Genomic DNA, 17,027 nt, shown 5'->3' with positions numbered 1-17,027 from the left:
ATTTGTGCGCTCCGAATTCATTGTAAGACAACACGTAGCACAAAAAATCCCCCTGAAGGGGGATAGATGAGGGGTGATAAAATGATGAATCGTATCAAGTTCAGGGTCTATTCGTTTTCTTGGGATCGCTCAGCCTCTCGGCCTGCGCAATCGCCTCACTGAGATTGGCTGCATTCAGTTTGCTATAGATCCGTTTCCTGTGCGTCTTCACCGTTTCGTAGGTAACATTCAGTTTCTCCGCAATTTCCCTTCCGCTCAGATGGTCCAGCAATCCCTGAAAAACATCCATCTCCCTTGACGTGAGCAGAGCCTCCAGCGGGGAATTCACCGATTCGGCCATTCCGTCCACTGAGGCAAGAATCGATCTGATAAAAGAAAGGGATGCGGAATCCTTCCCCCGATATCGCCCCTGCTGCTTCGCGCGGATCAGTTCGTGCAGGAGCTCTATAACCGGAGCTCCTTCATCGAGAAAAATCCGGGTAAAATCATTGGCCTCCGATACCTGCAGCGCCTCTTCAAGCTGGATCAGCGCCTTCCGATGCTCCTCCCTGGACTGTAACATGACGGCCGTAATGCATAATATTTCAGCAGCATCGATCGGTCTCATCTCACTCTCCGCAAGGTACAGCAGCCGATCCAACAGCTCTTCGGCTTCATCCCATCTGCCCTGCAGAACAAGAACGCGGGCAAACAGCTGATAATCAAATAATTCGAAGACAGACACCCTGTCCCGGCTCGATAATTGGCACTGTTCGCCCCAAGCCAGTGCAGCCGCCGGATCGCCGTATTGCAATTGGAGACGTATGCCCTCCAGGTGTAAAATTTCCATCCCCCGGGGAATATCCATCCACTTCATCCGCCGCTGCCCGCCTTCAAGCAGTTCCAGAGCTTCGAGCATATGACCCTCGGCGGCCTTGAGTTTCGCTTGCAGAATCCAGCTCGCCACAAGGTCATGCTCGGGCCGGTTTGGATTTTGTCCGATCCACGTCATCGCCTTGGAAACATAATCGGCTGCCGCCGATAGATCATTCCAGTAGTAGAGCACTTCCGCGTGATTAAGGAATAATTTTCCCAGAAAAATCGGATTCACGGCCTGGTACACCTCTGCCATCTGCATGGTGTACGGTGCTGCAATGGCCTTTGAGGCATGACCGCGGCCGATTTTATAAGTTTTTACCGTGATCGGCTGCAGCGGTTTCTCCGGTTGGCCGAACAACATTTTGATCCCATTCGGGGCATATCGCACAACCTGCTCGTATTCCTGCTTGGCGAGCTTCAGATCATTCCGCCCAAACACCATTAACGTCCCGCGCACATAGTGAAGCATTGCCAAATATTCATGGCGCAGCACCTCGCTCAATGCTCCAGAGAATTCGGCATACCAGGCATCCGCTTGATGCAGCAGCTCCTCTCCCTCCGTAATATCCCCCGACTCCTCGGCAATGAGCGAGTTGGCATAGGAGAAAAAGAGAACCGGGTGCTGAAGCAAAATATCGCTGGGAATCACGGATAACCATTTTTGCAGATTCGACCATTCCCAATCCACGACGCGGGAAGTCATCTCGCGCAGCAGCAACACGGCCTGCTCATAATATTGACCTTGCAAGTAATACTCAACGGCTTCCTCCGCAAGGCGTTGTTCACTGCACCAATCACCGGCTGCCTTGTATAGCAATTCCTTATGAATATCCTTCTCCTGTTCCAGTCGTCTCTGCAAAAATTCCGAGAATAAATGATGAAATCGGAACCACTCTCCCTTATCATCCAGCGCCACTACGAATAGGTGGGAACGCTCTATCGATTCGACTAGCTCCCGGCTATCCTCAAACCCAGACACAGCCATACACAGGGATACATTCCACCGCTTCAGGATCGAGTTGGTTAGCAGAAACTGCTTCATCCGATCGTTCTGAACCGAGAACACCTCTTCGAACAAATATTGCTTCACCTCGCGGCTGTCCCCTGCAAAATGGCGGATAAACGGTTCTTTATTCTCCTGCCGCCGCATGGCAATAGATGCAAGTTTGAGGCCGGTAATCCAGCCCTCTGTTTTTCTGACGAGTGCGGAGGACAGCTCTTCGTTCAGCAATAGCTCGGTGCTCTGGAAGAACTGCGCACCCTCCTTCTCTGTAAACCGCATGTCCTCGGTATGGAGTCTGCTGGCGAGCTGTCTTGCTTCCATACGGGCTACAGAGAAACCAGGTTCTGTACGACTGATCAGGCAAACATGGATGCCCCTTGGCAAATGGTCGACAAAATACGAAAATGAAGCTGATAGTATTTCGTTCTGAATCACATGGAAATCGTCCAGCACGAGGATTAGCTCTTCGTTCAGCCTGCCTAGCGTATTCAAGCACACGATGAGCCCCTGCTCATAACCTTCCGTATGCAGCAGCGGCAGCACAGGTTTGACCTCTTCCCAGTAAGCGGGAAACACTTCTGCTATCGCGGCCGATATGTACCTCCAAAAGCGGGAGCCTTGATTATCCCCGGAATCCAGCGACACCCAGGCGGCCTGTTTCCCATGCTGCAGCAGCCACTCGCTGACAAGCGTCGTTTTCCCGAATCCCGCCGGAGCGCAGATCAGTGTCACATTGCCCGACATGGCATCCATCAGCCGTTCACTTAGACGCGGCCGGGGAATCAAGGTGGATACCGTTCTTGGAACGGTTAATTTCGAGTGCAGCAGCGGCTCTTGTGCACCGAGTTCAGTCCCATTTATCATCATACGCCTCCGTATCACCTCGAATTTGACGTTGGGACTTAACCTGATGGCATGGCCCAGACGTGTTAATCCATCATTTCTGTACTATTCTACCATTCCATAATCTGAGCTATAAAGCTTCAATTTCGTCAACCGGTCAATCAAGTAGACAAAGTTCATCTGTCCAAGAAAAAAACCGCTCACTATCAGAGCGGCTCCCGGATACTTGTTATTTCCCCGCCTGATCGGTTTGGACGGGAATCATAATGATAAATTCAGGGTTATCCGCATACGGATCCTGACTCATCGGATATTTTTCGAAGTGGGTTAAATGATCCGGATTATATTCCGTATAGCCTTGCTCGTGAATCCAGCTGTAAATATTATTATAGGATTGCTCTATGCTGTGCTGCCTGCTGTGCTCACAGGCTGCATAGGTAAGTGCAGGTACGGACAATGAAACCATTCCTGCCGGAATTTCCTCGATCCGTTCCACTCCGACAACCCCATAATGGATAAATCCTTCTCCATCAGGAAACGCATGATACGACAGCCCCAACAGTGTATCGGTATGTATCGCATAAGGGATCTCCGGCAGCCTCTCTTGCAGCATCCGATGAATCGCGCGAATCCCCCCGGCACCGGCCTCGGCAAACGTCCCTTCCCACTTCAGTCCAACTGCTTGGAAGGCTTCCTTGCTCATGATTTTTGCTTCGTTTCGTTGATTGATTGTCATGGGGATATGCTCCTTTTTCATATTTTTTAAATTCATTATATACTTGAACTATGTCAAAAACTGTCACAGTATAAAAAATAATCAAAGGAGCAGGGTCATGCCAAAAACCGAACGAATCCTTAAGGTCATGCAGCGGGTATATGAACGGCAAAACTTCACGGTAGGCGAGTTAGCTGAGGAATTCTCGGTTTCGTATCGGACAATGCTCCGCTACCTTCATGAGCTGTCCCATCTGGGTGTTCCCCTGTATGCCCATGAGGGAAAGAACGGTGGTTATTCGATCCTGAACACACGCCAGCAGCGAGCGCGCACGGAGCAAATGGGGGAGTCCATTCAGCGGATTATCAAGCCGCAGACCCTGATTGTTGGCCTGGAAATGAAAATCCCTTTCACGGCTTATTATATGTCGCATGCCCTCAAACCCAAGCTGTGGCAAGAGCTTGAGCAGCGTAAGGCTGAAATTCCATATTTGCGGAGAACATCGAAACCCCAATATGTCGCCGCTGTATTAAACCGGCAGCAGATCTATCATTATGTGGCCGGGATGGAGGTAACAACGATCCGTGATATGCCAGAACGGATGGTGAGTCTAACCCTGCCAACGCAGGAGTATGCTATGTATACGCATGAAGGGCATTCCAACAGGGAGGATACTGATCAATCCTATGCTTATGTTCTCCAGCAGCTGAAACAACGCGGTCTTACGCCGAACCCGACACGCTACTGCCTGGAGCTGAGAGCCTCCGTTCATGCTTCTTTGGCTCAAATTTACGTTCCTCTAACCGTATAAAATAGGCTTACAGCCAGAATCAGTACTTCATTCAATGCTTGCCCACTTACACTGCGTTCAAGCGAACTAATCGACAGTGTATACGAGCAGCGGACTCCACAGGCCTTATTTTTGATATATCCGGCTATTTAGGAGGTTAACGGACTCAGGAGACGCTAAGTATAGGAATCCTTGCAAAAAACGGATGTTTTTAAGCAGATAACGTCTCCTGAGTCCGCTTCTTGCTCCAAAACACGGTTTCATGCACAAATTGTGGCTATACGGTCCGCCGACTCCCGATCGATACAGAGGAGAAGCGAAACGTCAAAGCTCCTTCCGAAGTTAAAAAACAAGCCCCGGCTCACGTTGGCCGGGGCTCCATTATTAAATGGCTTTCGGATTGTCTACCACAGGGTTTACATCCGCATCATAATCCACGCCGTCGGTTTCAAAGCCGAACAGCTGGAAGAACTCGCGGCGATACCCTGCAAGGTCGGTCAATTCTTCGATGTTCTCGCTTGTAACCTTGCTCCATAATTCCGCAACTTCAGACTGCACATCCTCGCGAAGCTCCCAATCATCAATCCGGATACGGCCCTTCTCATCCACGGGCGTTTCTTGTCCGTTATAGAGACGATCCGCGAAGAGACGGTAAATCTGCTCAATGCAGCCCTCGTGGAGTCCTTTTTCCTTCATAACTTTGTACAGCGCCGATACGTACAGCGGAACAACCGGGATCGCCGAGCTGGACTGGGTAACCAACGCTTTGCTGACCGTCACGTAAGCACGTCCGCCTCCATCTGCAAGCCTTTCGTTCAGCTTCAGCGCAGTTGCCTCCAGATGATCCTTGGCTTGTCCGATGGATCCATCCCGATAAATGGCCTTGGTGATCTCGGAACCGATGTAGGAGAACGCAATCGTTGTGACTTTTTCAGCCAGTACGCCGCCTTCAGCCAGCTCATTCATCCACAGCTCCCAATCATCGCCGCCCATCACCTCAACGGTGTTCTTCACTTCCTCTTCCGTAGCGGGCTCGATCGTAACCTCTGTTACTTCACCGGTATGGAAATTCACCGTTTTGTTGGTGTAGGCAGGTCCGATCGGCTTCAATACGGAATTGACCGTTTCGCCGGTTTCAGGCAGGGTGCGGCGCGCCGAGGCAACACTGTACACCACAAGGTCAACTTGGCCCAGTTCCTTGCGGATAAGCTCAACCGTCTTGGCTTTTGTCTCTTGTGTATAAGCATCCCCTGTCACGCTGAACGATTTCAAGCCTGCCGCGTCTGCCGCCTTCTCAAATGCAGCTGAATTATACCAGCCCGCGGAAGCCGTCCGCTTCTCGGTGGCCTGGCTGGGACGGTAAACTCCCACGGTATTCGCCCGGGAGCCAAATGCCGCAGCAATTCTTGCCGACAAACCATACCCTGTCGAGGCGCCGATGACCAGCACATTACGCGGACCTTCGATTCCAGGCTGCTTCAATACATAATCGATCTGCTCCTGTACTTGTGCTTCGCATCCTACAGGATGGGATGTGGTACAAATAAATCCTCGGGTTCTAGGTTTAATAATCATATTTATATACCTCTCTTCCAGTATTCGTCGTCTGACACCATATGTATGGTCTTTTGAATTCCTTTCTATTTTAACTGTTTTTCATGGAGAGAGGAAATCTTTTGACTGAAGAACCAATAAAACCTCCCTTCTAAATAACGGAGGGCATCGCCTTCCATCCAATTAAAAGAGAGGTTCTTCTTGTCATCTATTCGGATTCGATTCTATAGCCGCCGCATTATTTAAATGAAGCGTACCCTTGGTCAGCCATGACCACGCTGCCTGTAATCGCAGCAGCTTCATCCAGTGACACGAGATACACGGTATCCGCGACAACTTCAGGCTGCGTCAATTCCCCGCCCATGACTTTGGCTCTCATGGAATCCAGCATCCCAGAATCTTTATAACCTTGGATAATCGGTGTATCAACTGCTCCAGGAGCCACGGCAACGACGCGAATGCCGTATGGTGCCAGTTCAAGCGCAGCGGATTTGCTCATCATAATGACGGCGCCTTTTGTAGCGTGATAAGCAAACGTTCCGGGTGAAGCCAGGAATCCGAATACAGATGCTGTATTGATGATTACGCCTTTAATGCCAAGCTCTTTCATCTTTCGGCCTGCTGCAATAATGCCGTAGGCGACCCCGTGCTGATTCACGTTAATGGTGCGATGGTAGAGATCCATATTTTGCTCGAGAACCGGTCCAGCGCCGCCAATCCCCGCATTGTTGTGCATGACATCGATGCGGCCGTAAAGCTCAACCGCTTTATCCACAAGCGCCTCGACGCTTTCTTGTTTGGAAACATCGACTTGAACGAAAGCAGCTTCGCCGCCTTCTTTTTTGATCATGTCCACCGTCTCTTGACCGGCAGCCTCATTGTAATCGGCTACGACGACGCGATCGCCTTTTCTTGCAAATTTAAGGGAGACCTGACGACCGATTCCGCTCGCTCCACCAGTAATTACCGCTACACGTTGTTCTGACATTATCAATGACCTCCTAGGGTAAAATAGCGTTATTATTTGAACATTTTGTGTCCATGTCCTTGTGTTCATTGTAACGCTAGGTTATATTTAAGTAAATTTAAACCTAATTAATATTACTTAACTCAAAATTAAGGATGAGGTCATATGAATCTTGAACAACTGGAATACATCGTGGAGACGGCCAAGGCAGGATCGTTAACCAAAGCAGCCCAGAATTGCAACGTTACCCTTTCTGCCGTCAGCCAAGCGGTATCCAGCCTGGAAGCCGAGTTCGGTTTCTCCTTGTTTACCCGATCGCGGCTTGGTGCCGTACCCACAGCCGAGGGCCAGCGAATCCTCCAGAAAGCCTATGCCATTTTGGAACAATTTCAGGAGCTGAAATCAGAGGTGGAAGGATATTCCAACCTGCTGAGCGGATCTTTGCGGATTGCTACCGTGCCAGTACCCTTAACGCTGTCCATTGATGCCATTATCCAGTTCAAAAAGGACTTTCCCCAGATCAAACTGGAAATTACGGAAAAAGCGACTCTTGATATTATTGAGGATATCAAGCAAAATCATGCGGATATCGGTTTGATTTTTGTGGATGATTCCATCATTCATCAACACCGCGGCCTCCACTTCGGCAAGCTGCTGGAGAGCAAATTCGTGGTGGGGGTCAGCCGTCAATCTCCACTCGCCATGCGGCAATCGATCACGCCGGAAGAACTGCGCAAATACCCCTTGGTTCTCTACAAGGATGACAATCTGTTCAAGCTGATGGATGCATTCGAGGAGCAATACGGGCAAATGGATCTGCTCTTCTCAACCAACCAGACGAGGGTTATACAGAAGGTCGTCGAAGAGAATGTAGCGGTTACGGTGGGGGTTGATTTGTCCTTCTCCAGCTTCACTCCCATACCTTCGGGAAACATCGTCACGCTGGAGCTGGAGATGCCCCCCGGCCACGCTGCTTCCTCATTCGGATGGGTACAGCCCGGAACCCACCATCTGTCAAAGCCAGCCTCGATCTTTCTGGACAAGCTGAAGCATCAGATAGGATGAACGCAGCCTTTGCTCCCAAATATAAAAGCCAACCGACAAGTAGGGTCGTGACCGTTATCCAGTCCCCTGCTTCCGGTTGGCTTTTTCAGAAAAATCTGTATTAACGTAATGACTCGCTAAGCGTCAAACTCACCGGGCAATGATCGCTTCCCATCACATGGCAGTCGATCTCCGCATCCTTCAGCTTCTCGGTTAAACGGGCAGACGTCAGAAAATAATCGATGCGCCAGCCGATATTCCGCTCCCTTACCTTGGCCATATACGACCACCAGCTGTATACATCCGTGCGATCCGGGTAGAAATAACGGAAGGAATCGATAAAGCCAGCTCCCAGCAGATCGGTCATTTTGCCCCGCTCTTCCAGCGTGAAGCCGGAATTGCCATGATTGGACTTGGCATTTTTCAGATCGATTTCCTGATGTGCCACATTCATGTCTCCGCATACAATCACGGGTTTGTGTTCGTCAAGCTGAAGCAAGTAAGTACGGAACCGTTCCTCCCACTCCAGCCGATAATCCAGCCTGCTCAGATCACGCTTCGCATTCGGCGTATATACGTTCACAAGATAGAAGTCCTCAAACCCCAGCGTGATCACTCTGCCCTCCGGCTCGCTGTCCTCCTCCAGACCATAGCGTACGGACAATGGTGTGATCCTCGTAAATACCGCCGTTCCCGAATATCCCTTCTTCTCTGCATAGTTCCAATATTGTTCATACTCCGGCCCCAATTCAAGCTCAATTTGCCCGGCTTGCAGCTTCGTCTCCTGCACGCAAAATATATCGGCATCCGCCTGTTGAAAATAATCCATAAAGCCCTTCGTTACACAGGCTCGCAATCCGTTGACGTTCCATGACACTAGCTTCATTTACGCAACCTCCGTGGTATCCATATCGTTTTGGCGTGTTGAATCTATGAATCTTCTAAATTCTATTATGGTATCATGCGCCGGCCGGAACGAACAAGGGAACTTCACTGTTTCATCATAACTTCATACATAGAATCGAGAGTTTGCATGCATAATCGGGAGCACAATCAGGAACAACATAAGGGTACATGAAGTGCGGCACGGAGCACGCACACAATAACAGATGAAAATCCTATCTTATGGAGGTGCACAGCATGACTGGCAGAAACAACAAACCCAAAAACGACGGCCCTTCCAGCAGTCCGGATCGTCTGGACCAATACGGCGACAAACTTGCTTCCGAGAATGAAGAAGAGTTTACCTCGGCTGCCGAGGAGAACTGCCGGGATCAGGATTAGCTGAATGTTCTAGGTTACACACAAAACAGCCGCCTCCCGATAAACATCGGAAGACGGCTGCACATGCAATCATTTAAAACTTACTTCACCAAACTCTCCAGTACATCATCAATGATCTGGGTATTGGCAATTGTGCCGGTATACAACCAGCTTGTTTCTTTCCCATACTCATAAATGTTTCCGTTCTTAACAGCAGGGATATTCGCCCAGAGCGGATCTTGGAGCACTTCGGCACCTTCTCCGTCACTGTTAATGAAGAACAAATGGTCGGCATCAAGCTCAGCCAGCTTCTCCAGGGAAATGGAGGACCAGTTGCCAGTTGCCGATGCGGAAATTTCCTTCACCACATTCGGTACCGCGAGACCCAGGTCACCATACATGACAGCACCGCTGGACAACGTTTCGCTAACGACAAACAGTTTACCGCCGACAAGCCAAATGGCAGCCGCCGATTCACCGCCGATGCCCTGCTGGATTTGCTCCTTGGCATCCTTCGCCTTCTGCTCGTACTTGTCGAGTGCCGCCTGGGCTTCCTCTTTCATATTGAAGATTTCGCCAACCTGCATAAGCTCTTCGCGCCAATCGTTATTGACTTCAGTACCAACTACATAAGTAGGAGCGATCTTGTCATATTGACTGTACTTATTGCCTTCGACCATGGAAGCGGAATCCATAATCAATAGATCCGGCTGGAAACTGGCTACCGCTTCAAAGGGAAGATCATGTTCAATAGTCGGCACATCTTTCAGATACTCCTGAAGGTAGTCCTGAACGCTTCCGCCATTGACCGACCACTGGGCAGCTGGTGTGATGCCGAGTGCCACCAAGTTATCCTCCAGGTAGGAAGCGATGACTCGCTTCGGCTCAGCCGGAATCTTAACCACATGTCCCATGGCATCTGTCAGCGTACGTTCTGTTGTGGCTTCGGCATCAGGCTTGGCCTCAGTGCCGCTGTTCTGCTCGCTTGGCGTCTGTGCTTCAGACTGGCCATTCTCAGCCGAGTCCTTGTTATTTCCACAGGCTGCCAGAAGTGTCAAGGCAACCAATAAACTTGCGATAATCCATATTTTTTTCTTGAAATGATTCATGATTTTCATTTCCCCCAATGTCTATTTTTTGATACAATTCACTAGCATTCTATTTGGCAAGTGATATAATAGCCATAACCATGATAATGAAATTCATTCTCATTTACAATACGTTATTTTTATTTTTTTATCAACATAAAGGTTTAGGTGACTATGCAAGCAAATCATTCCATAACAAAAACAAAAACATACCACCCTAAAACAGCCGTGGCTGTGATTGTGTCGGGGTTATGCCTTCTTGTCCTCGCCATGGCATCCTCCATCATCTATGGAGCAGCGAACATCAAACTCTCGACGATATGGGAAGCTTTTGTCCACTTCGATTCCAGTTCTACCGCTCACCAGATTATCCAGAGACTGCGTATGCCGAGAGCTGTGGCGGCAGCGTTAATCGGCGGTTCCCTGGCCGTGTCCGGAGCCGTTATGCAGGGCATGACAAGGAACGCGCTGGCCTCCCCTTCTATTATGGGAGTCACGGCCGGAGCTACCTTCGTGATGTCAATCGGCCTTGCTTTTATGGAGTCGGCTTCCAACACCACACTGATGCTGCTGTCTTTTGCAGGCGCTGGCCTCGGTGCCGGACTGGTGCTCCTGATCGGTTCGTTATCAAAGCGGGGACTAACACCTGTCAAGCTGGCACTGGCCGGTTCCGCCGTTACCGCACTCCTGAGCTCGATATCCTCGGCCATTGCCATTCACTTTAACGTTGCCAAGGACATCAGCTTCTGGTACGCCGGAGGCGTATCCGGTGTGCAATGGGTGAATGTGCAGCTTCTGATTCCTGTATCCATCGTCGGATTATTGCTTGCGCTGGGGCTAAGCAGGTCAATTACCGTCATGAGTTTGGGTGAAGAGGTGGCCACCGGACTTGGTCAAAAAACGGGCATTGTTAAATTTCTGGGCACACTACTTGTCCTGCTGCTAACAGGGGCGGCGGTGGCGGTAGGCGGAACGATAGGCTTTGTAGGCCTCGTCATCCCGCATATCGTTCGGTTCATTGTAGGCCCTGACTATCGTCTGATCATTCCCTGCTCTGCTGTCATGGGGGCGCTTCTTCTGGTGTTCGCCGATGTGGCAGCTCGCATGATCAATCCTCCGTTTGAGACGCCTGTCGGCGCGATTACGGCGATTATCGGCGTTCCCTTCTTCCTCTATCTCGCACGCCGGGAAGGGAGGGGGCTGTAATGACGAATAAGACAAGAAAAGTCATGTCGGTCTCCATGATCCTGCTGCTGGCGATTATCACCGTGTTTTTAATCAGCTTGAATATGGGCACCCTCAAAATCCCGCTCGCAGAGGTCATCAAAGCTTTCAACGGGACCGGATCGGAGCAGAACTATACCGTGCTCGTGCACTTTCGCTTGCCCCGTATGGTCATCGCCATCCTGATTGGTGCCGGAATCGCCGTGTCAGGCGCCATCCTGCAGAGCGTTTCACGAAACGCGCTGGCGGACCCGGGCATACTCGGCATTAACTCCGGGGCCGGACTGGCCGTCGTACTGTACATTTTTTATTTTCAAGGGAGCTCATTCAGTTCAGGTGTACTGTCCGTCTACATAATGCCTTTTGCCGCGTTACTCGGCGCCTTTCTTGCCGCATTCCTGATTTATACGCTTGCCTGGAAGCAGGGGGTAACGCCGATTCGGCTTGTCCTGGTAGGGATCGGTATCAATGCCGCATTTGCAGCACTTATTATTGTATTCCAGCTCATGATGGACCCTAACAATTTTATGCAGGCTACCATCTGGCTGTCGGGAAGCATCTGGGGAGCGAGCTGGGAATATGTCTATGCCATCCTGCCGTGGATTCTTCTGCTGATTCCTTTGGCGCTGTATAAATCGCAAAATTTAAATGTGCTAAATTTGGGGGACCATACGGCAACGGGACTTGGCGTCAAGGTTGAACGCGAGCGAAGAACGCTGCTGTTCATCTCCGTTGCTTTGGCTGGCGCTTGCGTCGCTGTTGGCGGAGGGATTGCGTTCCTGGGACTTGTCGCTCCGCATCTGGCGCGTAAATGGGTTGGTCCCCGTCATCAGGGAATGCTGCCTGTCTCTGCACTTATCGGCGCCCTTGTTCTGCTTGTGGCTGATATGATCGGCAAAAACCTGATGGCCCCCTCCGAAATTCCTGTGGGGCTGGTCGTTTCGTGTCTAGGAGCGCCTTATTTTATTTATTTGTTGATCAAGGATTAACGAAGTTGAAATATAAAAAGACGGCGATCGCTCCCGAGTGGACACGGGGGAGATCGCCGTTGTTTATTTAAAATACGGGCTCACTTGTTTATTACATTGCCTGTTTGCCCCCGCCCCACCAAGCACGAGTTCAGGTATAACAACAACCGCTAGGCATGGCTCTGATTCAGCTCAGAGGCAACCTTTTTATTCCCGAGACTGCTTGCATACGGAATAAACACGATAAGCGCCAAGAACAGCATGATTCCTACGATTGTGGTTACGAACCTAACATGAATATGGATAGGTGACGGGTCTATCAATCTAAAAGCATATAACAGGATTATCCCAAGCATAATCCCCACCGCCATTCCAATACAGAGATACAACAGCACCTGTGTTAGTATGATCCGAACAAGCCCTTTTTTGTCCACAGAAATGGCCCGTAACACGGCGAATTCTTTGCGCTTGCTGTGGATGTTGTTCATCAGGGAATTAAATACCCCAATGGTAACGCTCAGCATAATCACAATGATCGCGCTCAGGAAAAAGGACCACACCCGCGTGTACATGCTGCTTGAATTCTCCAGAGCTTGTGAATAACTGCTGATGTCCACTGTAGGAAACTTCCCCACGATTCCTTCCAGCTGCTTCAATGCAGCATTCTCATTTATGGGCGTTACATAAGCCGTATCAAAAACCGTAAATTTCGTATGAACATCCGCATTCGACCAATCGATGTACATATCCGCGTGATGAAATGGCTCCACGATAGCTGCTACTGTCAATGTTCCGGCATGCTTGAAGTTCTTTGGATCCTCGTCTTGATAAACCGATAAAGCAATCGAGTCGCCGATGCCTATCGCATGTGCCTTGGCGTATTGCTTGGACACGATAACTCCGTTCGCCACATTCACTATATCCGGCAGCAGCCGCTGCGCTGCCAATGCATCCAGGTCAGCCAGCGCATAGTCGATAACCTTGTCGTCCTGCCCCTGCTTGGCGGGGCTTAATCGGCTGACCGTGCTTACTGCTTCTATCCCTTCAAATTGCATGATTTGCTGCTTTAATTGCTCCGGGTCAATGGTAGACGAGCCCTCCAGCCGATCTACAATCTTGATATCCGTAGCGTACTGCTTCTTGACATAATTCCGTTCATTATATTGTATCGTATTCAGCAGGGACGAGCCGATGACAGCAATCATCATGGCAATGCTTATCGTCAGGATAAGGAAGGTATTTCTCTTGACCTGCGGCACGATATTTTTGACAGCAACATAGGAGATTCGGCCCGCAAACAGCTTTAGTACAGGCAGGATTTTAGTTAAAACAACGGAAAGGTACACGGGAACCATCGTAAACACGGACCATATAAACAATAGAAAGCCCAGAAGATAACCTAACTCCGCGTTAGCAGACGGCGTACCTGAAAAGGCAACCCCGAAAAGGATGCAAAACAGACTGGCTGCCATCAGCACTTTCCCTAAAGTTCCCCGTCCTTTTTGCCCTTTAAAATTATGATTCTGGTTCATCTCCAGCATTTTCAGCGGAAGAATCTTGGTACTTCGATAAGCAGGGATCAACATAAATAACTCAAGGATGATAAAGCTTGCCACCGCAACCATAGCTGCAACTCCAACATCAAAACGGGGTTCCGATATCGGAACCGCAAACAGTCCGGATATCCATGGAATGATGTAGGAATAGCTTAGCAGCGATACCAGCAGTCCGCACACAACACCGAGTCCATTCGTAACCGAGCACTGAATGAAGACCATTTTAAACAGCTGCTCCGTTTGAGCGCCCATGGACCTTAGAACGGCGAATTGAAACCGGTATTTATGCAGCATACCCTCAAAATTAGAAATGATCAGCAGGGCGATGACCATCACAATTAGAACCGAAATGACCAAGATGTAATTGCTCAAGAGGGACAAGCCTGCTTTTAACGCCGAACTTTGCTCAGCAATCTCTACCGTGAACCCGGGATCCAGCTCTTGTAAGTACTCACTCAGAATCAGAAGATCGGTATGGTCCGCTGCCTGCACCATCATATAACTTGACAACATTTCATGCCGGGCTCTGGCAGCTTCAATCTGCTTGACTTCCTCCCGGTTCATAAGCAGAATATTCGAAACAGATTCCGCACCACCAACAGGATCACCAATGATCTCCTTAACGGTGTAGACCTTTCCTTCCACTGTCATTTGACTGCCCGCCTGCAGCTGCAGTTCATCCGCCAGCGACTGATTCAGAATCAGCTCCTCCTGTCCCGGGTAGGCCGTGAAATGATATCGGCTCTTCGACAATGCATCGTTCTCAACGCCAGCAGTGGATATAGGCAGCGCCTGTCCCTTAACGCGCATATGTGACAGAATGACCGGAGACACCCGCTGTACCCCACCGGTCGATTGCATCAAATCTGCCATATACTGATCTAATGTCTCATTGTCCAGCTCGGTCGCGTACCCCACTAGCATATCCATGTCGCCGTACTGCTGCTTCATTTCATGGTCTATCGAACGATTGGCATTCGCCATGAAGGAAGACACCGTGATCATCAAAAACACGGCTAAACATATGCTGATCACGGAGAAGGACAAAATCGTCTTATTACGGGCAAGTATACGAAGGGCTATGCCTCGTAATGAATGGATCATGCGGATCGCTCCATCATGTTCTTGAATATAGACAATATCGGATCGATATCCCTCTTCCCTCTGCTCACGTACTGATCCACAATTTGCCCATCATGGAAAAACAACACCCGGTCCGCGTAAACGGCCACGTTCGGATCATGAGTTACCATAATCATGCTTTGTTTCAAGCTGCTTCTCATCTCTACCAAGGCTTCCAGGATTTCCTTCGACGTATTATAATCCAGATTGCCAGTCGGCTCGTCTGCCAGCAGCAGCGGCGGTTTCGTAATCAACGCACGGCCGATAGCTACACGCTGCTGCTGTCCCCCCGACAGCTGTGTAGGACGTTTCTTCCTCCAGTTTGCCAGCCCAAGCAGCTGGAGCATATTCTGGACTTTTTGCTGTATATCCGCCTCTGAATCACCTTGTAAAATTAAAGGAATCGCTATATTCTCTTCTACGCTTAAATCATTCAATAGATGAAAGGATTGAAACACAAAACCGATATTTTCACGCCGGTAGTGGGTTGCATGAGGCTCCACAAAGATGTTGTCCATGACCTTACCCTTTAACTCAATTGTCCCCGAGGTTGGCTTATCAAGGGAGCTGATAATGTTAAGCAGGGTGCTTTTTCCAGAGCCGCTAGTCCCCATGACAGCAACCAGTTCACCCTCCTCAAGCGCAAAAGACACATCCTTTAATGCATCAACCTTAAACCCGTCTCCATCATAGGTTTTGTGGATATTGCGAACAGATAACAAACTCTTCTGATTCATCCGATCCCTCCACTAGATTTATTTGTCTGGTTCCTCCTAAAACACTCTATGAGTATATCAGATTTGGTTATATATGTAATCTAATGGAATCTGTGGAACACGGGGAGTTGACCTGTCGATCCTATTCACCAAAAACAAAAAAGAGACCGCGTTACGCGGTCTCTAACAGTCCTTGCTGCTGCACAGCACAGCTACATCATTAGTGAGCACTTACCAGGATTTTCACCTGGTTCTTCTCTTTGAGCAGGGCCTCAAAGCCCCGGTCAATCACCTCGTCCAGTTTGATCCGCTGGGTTACCAGCTTATCCGCAGGGAAGAAGCCTTTTTCCATCAGGCTAATGACAGCCGGGAATACGTCGCGATAACCGATGATTCCGGTAATATTACGCTCCTTCATCACGATGTCATTCGGCACGATGGGCGCGGAGGTTTCGAATATGCTGACAATCATAATCTGTCCGCCGATCTTCGTGGAGTTGATCGCTTGGCTCAGTACAGGAGGGACACCCGTAACCTCGAATGCCACATCGACTCCACCACCGGTGCGGCGATGAAGCTCATCCACCACAGCGTGGGCTTTCGGATCCAACACAATGGCACCCAACTCCTCGGCTTTCTGTTTCCGCTCCGGGGACAGTTCCACCGCGTAGATTTCAGAAGCGCCTGCTGCCTTCAATGCTTCGATCACAAGCAGACCGATAGGCCCGGCTCCGAAGACCACAGCTCGATCCCCGGCTTTCAGCTGACTTTGGCGCACGGCATACAGCGCGACCGCCGCAGGTTCTACCAAGGCTCCCTGTTCATAAGAGACACCGTCTGGAATTTTATGAACCATATGCTCATCGGCTGCCACATATTCGGAGAATCCGCCGCCACCGCCGGCAAGCCCAAGAAAGCCCATTTCTTCGCATAGATTATACTTCCCTTGTCGGCAAGCGTCGCATGTTCCGCATGAAAATACAGGCTCAACGACCACTCGGTCACCAGCCTTGAATTTCGTAACGCCTTCGCCAACCTCTACCACCTGGCCGGAAAATTCATGGCCCATAACGACGGGAGCCTGTTCTCCTGTAAGCGTATGAGGTGTATTCTCAGGTATAAATATAGGCCCGGCCACGTATTCATGGAGATCACTGCCACAAATGCCGCACCATTCAACCTTGATTTTCACTTTTCCATTCGTTGCTTGAGGCTCCGCTATCGTCTCCAAACGCAGATCCTTCACGCCATGCCAGCGCAATGCTTGCATTGTCTTCATCTCCTTATGAGTTCGAAAAAATAAGAATGAAATAGGA

14 protein-coding genes are annotated in these 17,027 nt (G+C 49.8%); 5 read left to right on the top strand and 9 right to left on the bottom strand.

What is annotated here, in order from left to right; all coding sequences use genetic code 11:
- Nucleotides 1-100: 100 nt before the first annotated feature.
- Complete coding sequence (locus WDY75_RS07825) at nt 101-2,728, bottom strand: LuxR C-terminal-related transcriptional regulator (RefSeq protein WP_082834443.1); 2,628 nt, start codon at nt 2,726-2,728, stop codon at nt 101-103.
- Nucleotides 2,729-2,933: 205 nt separating this feature from the next.
- Nucleotides 2,934-3,440 (bottom strand): GyrI-like domain-containing protein, encoded by a 507-nt coding sequence (locus WDY75_RS07820; protein WP_063480390.1) that lies wholly within the window; start codon nt 3,438-3,440, stop codon nt 2,934-2,936.
- Nucleotides 3,441-3,537: 97 nt separating this feature from the next.
- Here WDY75_RS07820 and WDY75_RS07815 point away from each other — a divergent pair, with 97 nt between their 5' ends.
- On the top strand, nt 3,538-4,230 hold the full coding sequence (locus WDY75_RS07815; protein ID WP_063480391.1) for a GyrI-like domain-containing protein: 693 nt from the start codon (nt 3,538-3,540) through the stop codon (nt 4,228-4,230).
- A gap of 363 nt (nt 4,231-4,593) precedes the next feature.
- Here the strand turns inward: WDY75_RS07815 and fabV are convergent, their stop codons facing one another.
- Entirely contained in the window at nt 4,594-5,784 is a 1,191-nt protein-coding gene (fabV, locus tag WDY75_RS07810; protein ID WP_063480392.1) for an enoyl-ACP reductase FabV, read from the bottom strand.
- 217 nt (nt 5,785-6,001) lie between these two features.
- Entirely contained in the window at nt 6,002-6,751 is a 750-nt protein-coding gene (locus WDY75_RS07805; RefSeq protein WP_063480393.1) for an SDR family NAD(P)-dependent oxidoreductase, read from the bottom strand.
- A 144-nt stretch (nt 6,752-6,895) separates the two neighbouring features.
- Here WDY75_RS07805 and WDY75_RS07800 point away from each other — a divergent pair, with 144 nt between their 5' ends.
- Complete coding sequence (locus WDY75_RS07800) at nt 6,896-7,795, top strand: LysR family transcriptional regulator (protein ID WP_063480394.1); 900 nt, start codon at nt 6,896-6,898, stop codon at nt 7,793-7,795.
- 100 nt (nt 7,796-7,895) lie between these two features.
- Here WDY75_RS07800 and WDY75_RS07795 read toward each other — a convergent pair whose 3' ends face one another.
- Complete coding sequence (locus tag WDY75_RS07795; RefSeq protein ID WP_063480395.1) at nt 7,896-8,660, bottom strand: exodeoxyribonuclease III; 765 nt, start codon at nt 8,658-8,660, stop codon at nt 7,896-7,898.
- 254 nt (nt 8,661-8,914) lie between these two features.
- Here WDY75_RS07795 and WDY75_RS07790 point away from each other — a divergent pair, with 254 nt between their 5' ends.
- Nucleotides 8,915-9,058: a hypothetical protein gene (locus WDY75_RS07790; protein ID WP_164481466.1), complete on the top strand. Its 144-nt coding sequence runs from the start codon at nt 8,915-8,917 to the stop codon at nt 9,056-9,058.
- 80 nt (nt 9,059-9,138) lie between these two features.
- On the opposite strand, the gene WDY75_RS07785 is transcribed toward WDY75_RS07790, so the two are convergent.
- Nucleotides 9,139-10,146, bottom strand: a complete 1,008-nt coding sequence (locus tag WDY75_RS07785) for an ABC transporter substrate-binding protein (RefSeq protein WP_063480396.1) — start codon at nt 10,144-10,146, stop codon at nt 9,139-9,141.
- Between the two features lie 153 nt (nt 10,147-10,299).
- Here WDY75_RS07785 and WDY75_RS07780 point away from each other — a divergent pair, with 153 nt between their 5' ends.
- Nucleotides 10,300-11,331: a FecCD family ABC transporter permease gene (locus WDY75_RS07780; protein ID WP_063480397.1), complete on the top strand. Its 1,032-nt coding sequence runs from the start codon at nt 10,300-10,302 to the stop codon at nt 11,329-11,331.
- A complete protein-coding gene (locus WDY75_RS07775; protein WP_063480398.1) occupies nt 11,331-12,338 on the top strand; it encodes a FecCD family ABC transporter permease in 1,008 nt (335 codons plus the stop codon). Before WDY75_RS07780 ends, WDY75_RS07775 begins: the two co-directional genes overlap by 1 nt.
- Nucleotides 12,339-12,487: 149 nt before the next feature.
- Here the strand turns inward: WDY75_RS07775 and WDY75_RS07770 are convergent, their stop codons facing one another.
- The 3 genes from WDY75_RS07770 to WDY75_RS07760 all read right to left on the bottom strand — a co-directional run bounded on the left by WDY75_RS07770 (nt 12,488) and on the right by WDY75_RS07760 (nt 16,981).
- Complete coding sequence (locus WDY75_RS07770) at nt 12,488-14,977, bottom strand: FtsX-like permease family protein (protein ID WP_063480399.1); 2,490 nt, start codon at nt 14,975-14,977, stop codon at nt 12,488-12,490.
- The gene (locus WDY75_RS07765) at nt 14,974-15,732 is read right to left on the bottom strand and encodes an ABC transporter ATP-binding protein (protein ID WP_063480400.1); all 759 of its coding nucleotides are present in this window, start codon (nt 15,730-15,732) and stop codon (nt 14,974-14,976) included. Before WDY75_RS07765 ends, WDY75_RS07770 begins: the two co-directional genes overlap by 4 nt.
- A 199-nt stretch (nt 15,733-15,931) precedes the next feature.
- Complete coding sequence (locus tag WDY75_RS07760) at nt 15,932-16,981, bottom strand: 2,3-butanediol dehydrogenase (RefSeq protein WP_063480401.1); 1,050 nt, start codon at nt 16,979-16,981, stop codon at nt 15,932-15,934.
- Between the last annotated feature and the right edge of the window lie 46 nt (nt 16,982-17,027).

It is taken from the genome of Paenibacillus glucanolyticus (assembly GCF_037333485.1).
In the GTDB taxonomy this organism is placed as follows: Bacteria; Bacillota; Bacilli; order Paenibacillales; family Paenibacillaceae; genus Paenibacillus_AQ; species Paenibacillus_AQ glucanolyticus.
The sequence above is the reverse complement of the archived record's forward strand: the minus strand, read 5'-3'. Positions and strand labels throughout refer to the sequence as shown.

Excerpts from the sequence above, each read along its gene's own strand:
- WDY75_RS07825 (WP_082834443.1), bottom strand. The coding sequence starts at position 2,728 with ATGATGATAAATGGGACTGAACTCGGTGCACAAGAGCCGCTGCTGCAC.
- WDY75_RS07820 (WP_063480390.1), bottom strand. The coding sequence starts at position 3,440 with ATGACAATCAATCAACGAAACGAAGCAAAAATCATGAGCAAGGAAGCC.
- WDY75_RS07815 (WP_063480391.1), top strand. The coding sequence starts at position 3,538 with ATGCCAAAAACCGAACGAATCCTTAAGGTCATGCAGCGGGTATATGAA.
- fabV (WP_063480392.1), bottom strand. The coding sequence starts at position 5,784 with ATGATTATTAAACCTAGAACCCGAGGATTTATTTGTACCACATCCCAT.
- WDY75_RS07805 (WP_063480393.1), bottom strand. The coding sequence starts at position 6,751 with ATGTCAGAACAACGTGTAGCGGTAATTACTGGTGGAGCGAGCGGAATC.
- WDY75_RS07800 (WP_063480394.1), top strand. The coding sequence starts at position 6,896 with ATGAATCTTGAACAACTGGAATACATCGTGGAGACGGCCAAGGCAGGA.
- WDY75_RS07795 (WP_063480395.1), bottom strand. The coding sequence starts at position 8,660 with ATGAAGCTAGTGTCATGGAACGTCAACGGATTGCGAGCCTGTGTAACG.
- WDY75_RS07790 (WP_164481466.1), top strand. The coding sequence starts at position 8,915 with ATGACTGGCAGAAACAACAAACCCAAAAACGACGGCCCTTCCAGCAGT.
- WDY75_RS07785 (WP_063480396.1), bottom strand. The coding sequence starts at position 10,146 with ATGAATCATTTCAAGAAAAAAATATGGATTATCGCAAGTTTATTGGTT.
- WDY75_RS07780 (WP_063480397.1), top strand. The coding sequence starts at position 10,300 with ATGCAAGCAAATCATTCCATAACAAAAACAAAAACATACCACCCTAAA.
- WDY75_RS07775 (WP_063480398.1), top strand. The coding sequence starts at position 11,331 with ATGACGAATAAGACAAGAAAAGTCATGTCGGTCTCCATGATCCTGCTG.
- WDY75_RS07770 (WP_063480399.1), bottom strand. The coding sequence starts at position 14,977 with ATGATCCATTCATTACGAGGCATAGCCCTTCGTATACTTGCCCGTAAT.
- WDY75_RS07765 (WP_063480400.1), bottom strand. The coding sequence starts at position 15,732 with ATGAATCAGAAGAGTTTGTTATCTGTTCGCAATATCCACAAAACCTAT.
- WDY75_RS07760 (WP_063480401.1), bottom strand. The coding sequence starts at position 16,981 with ATGCAAGCATTGCGCTGGCATGGCGTGAAGGATCTGCGTTTGGAGACG.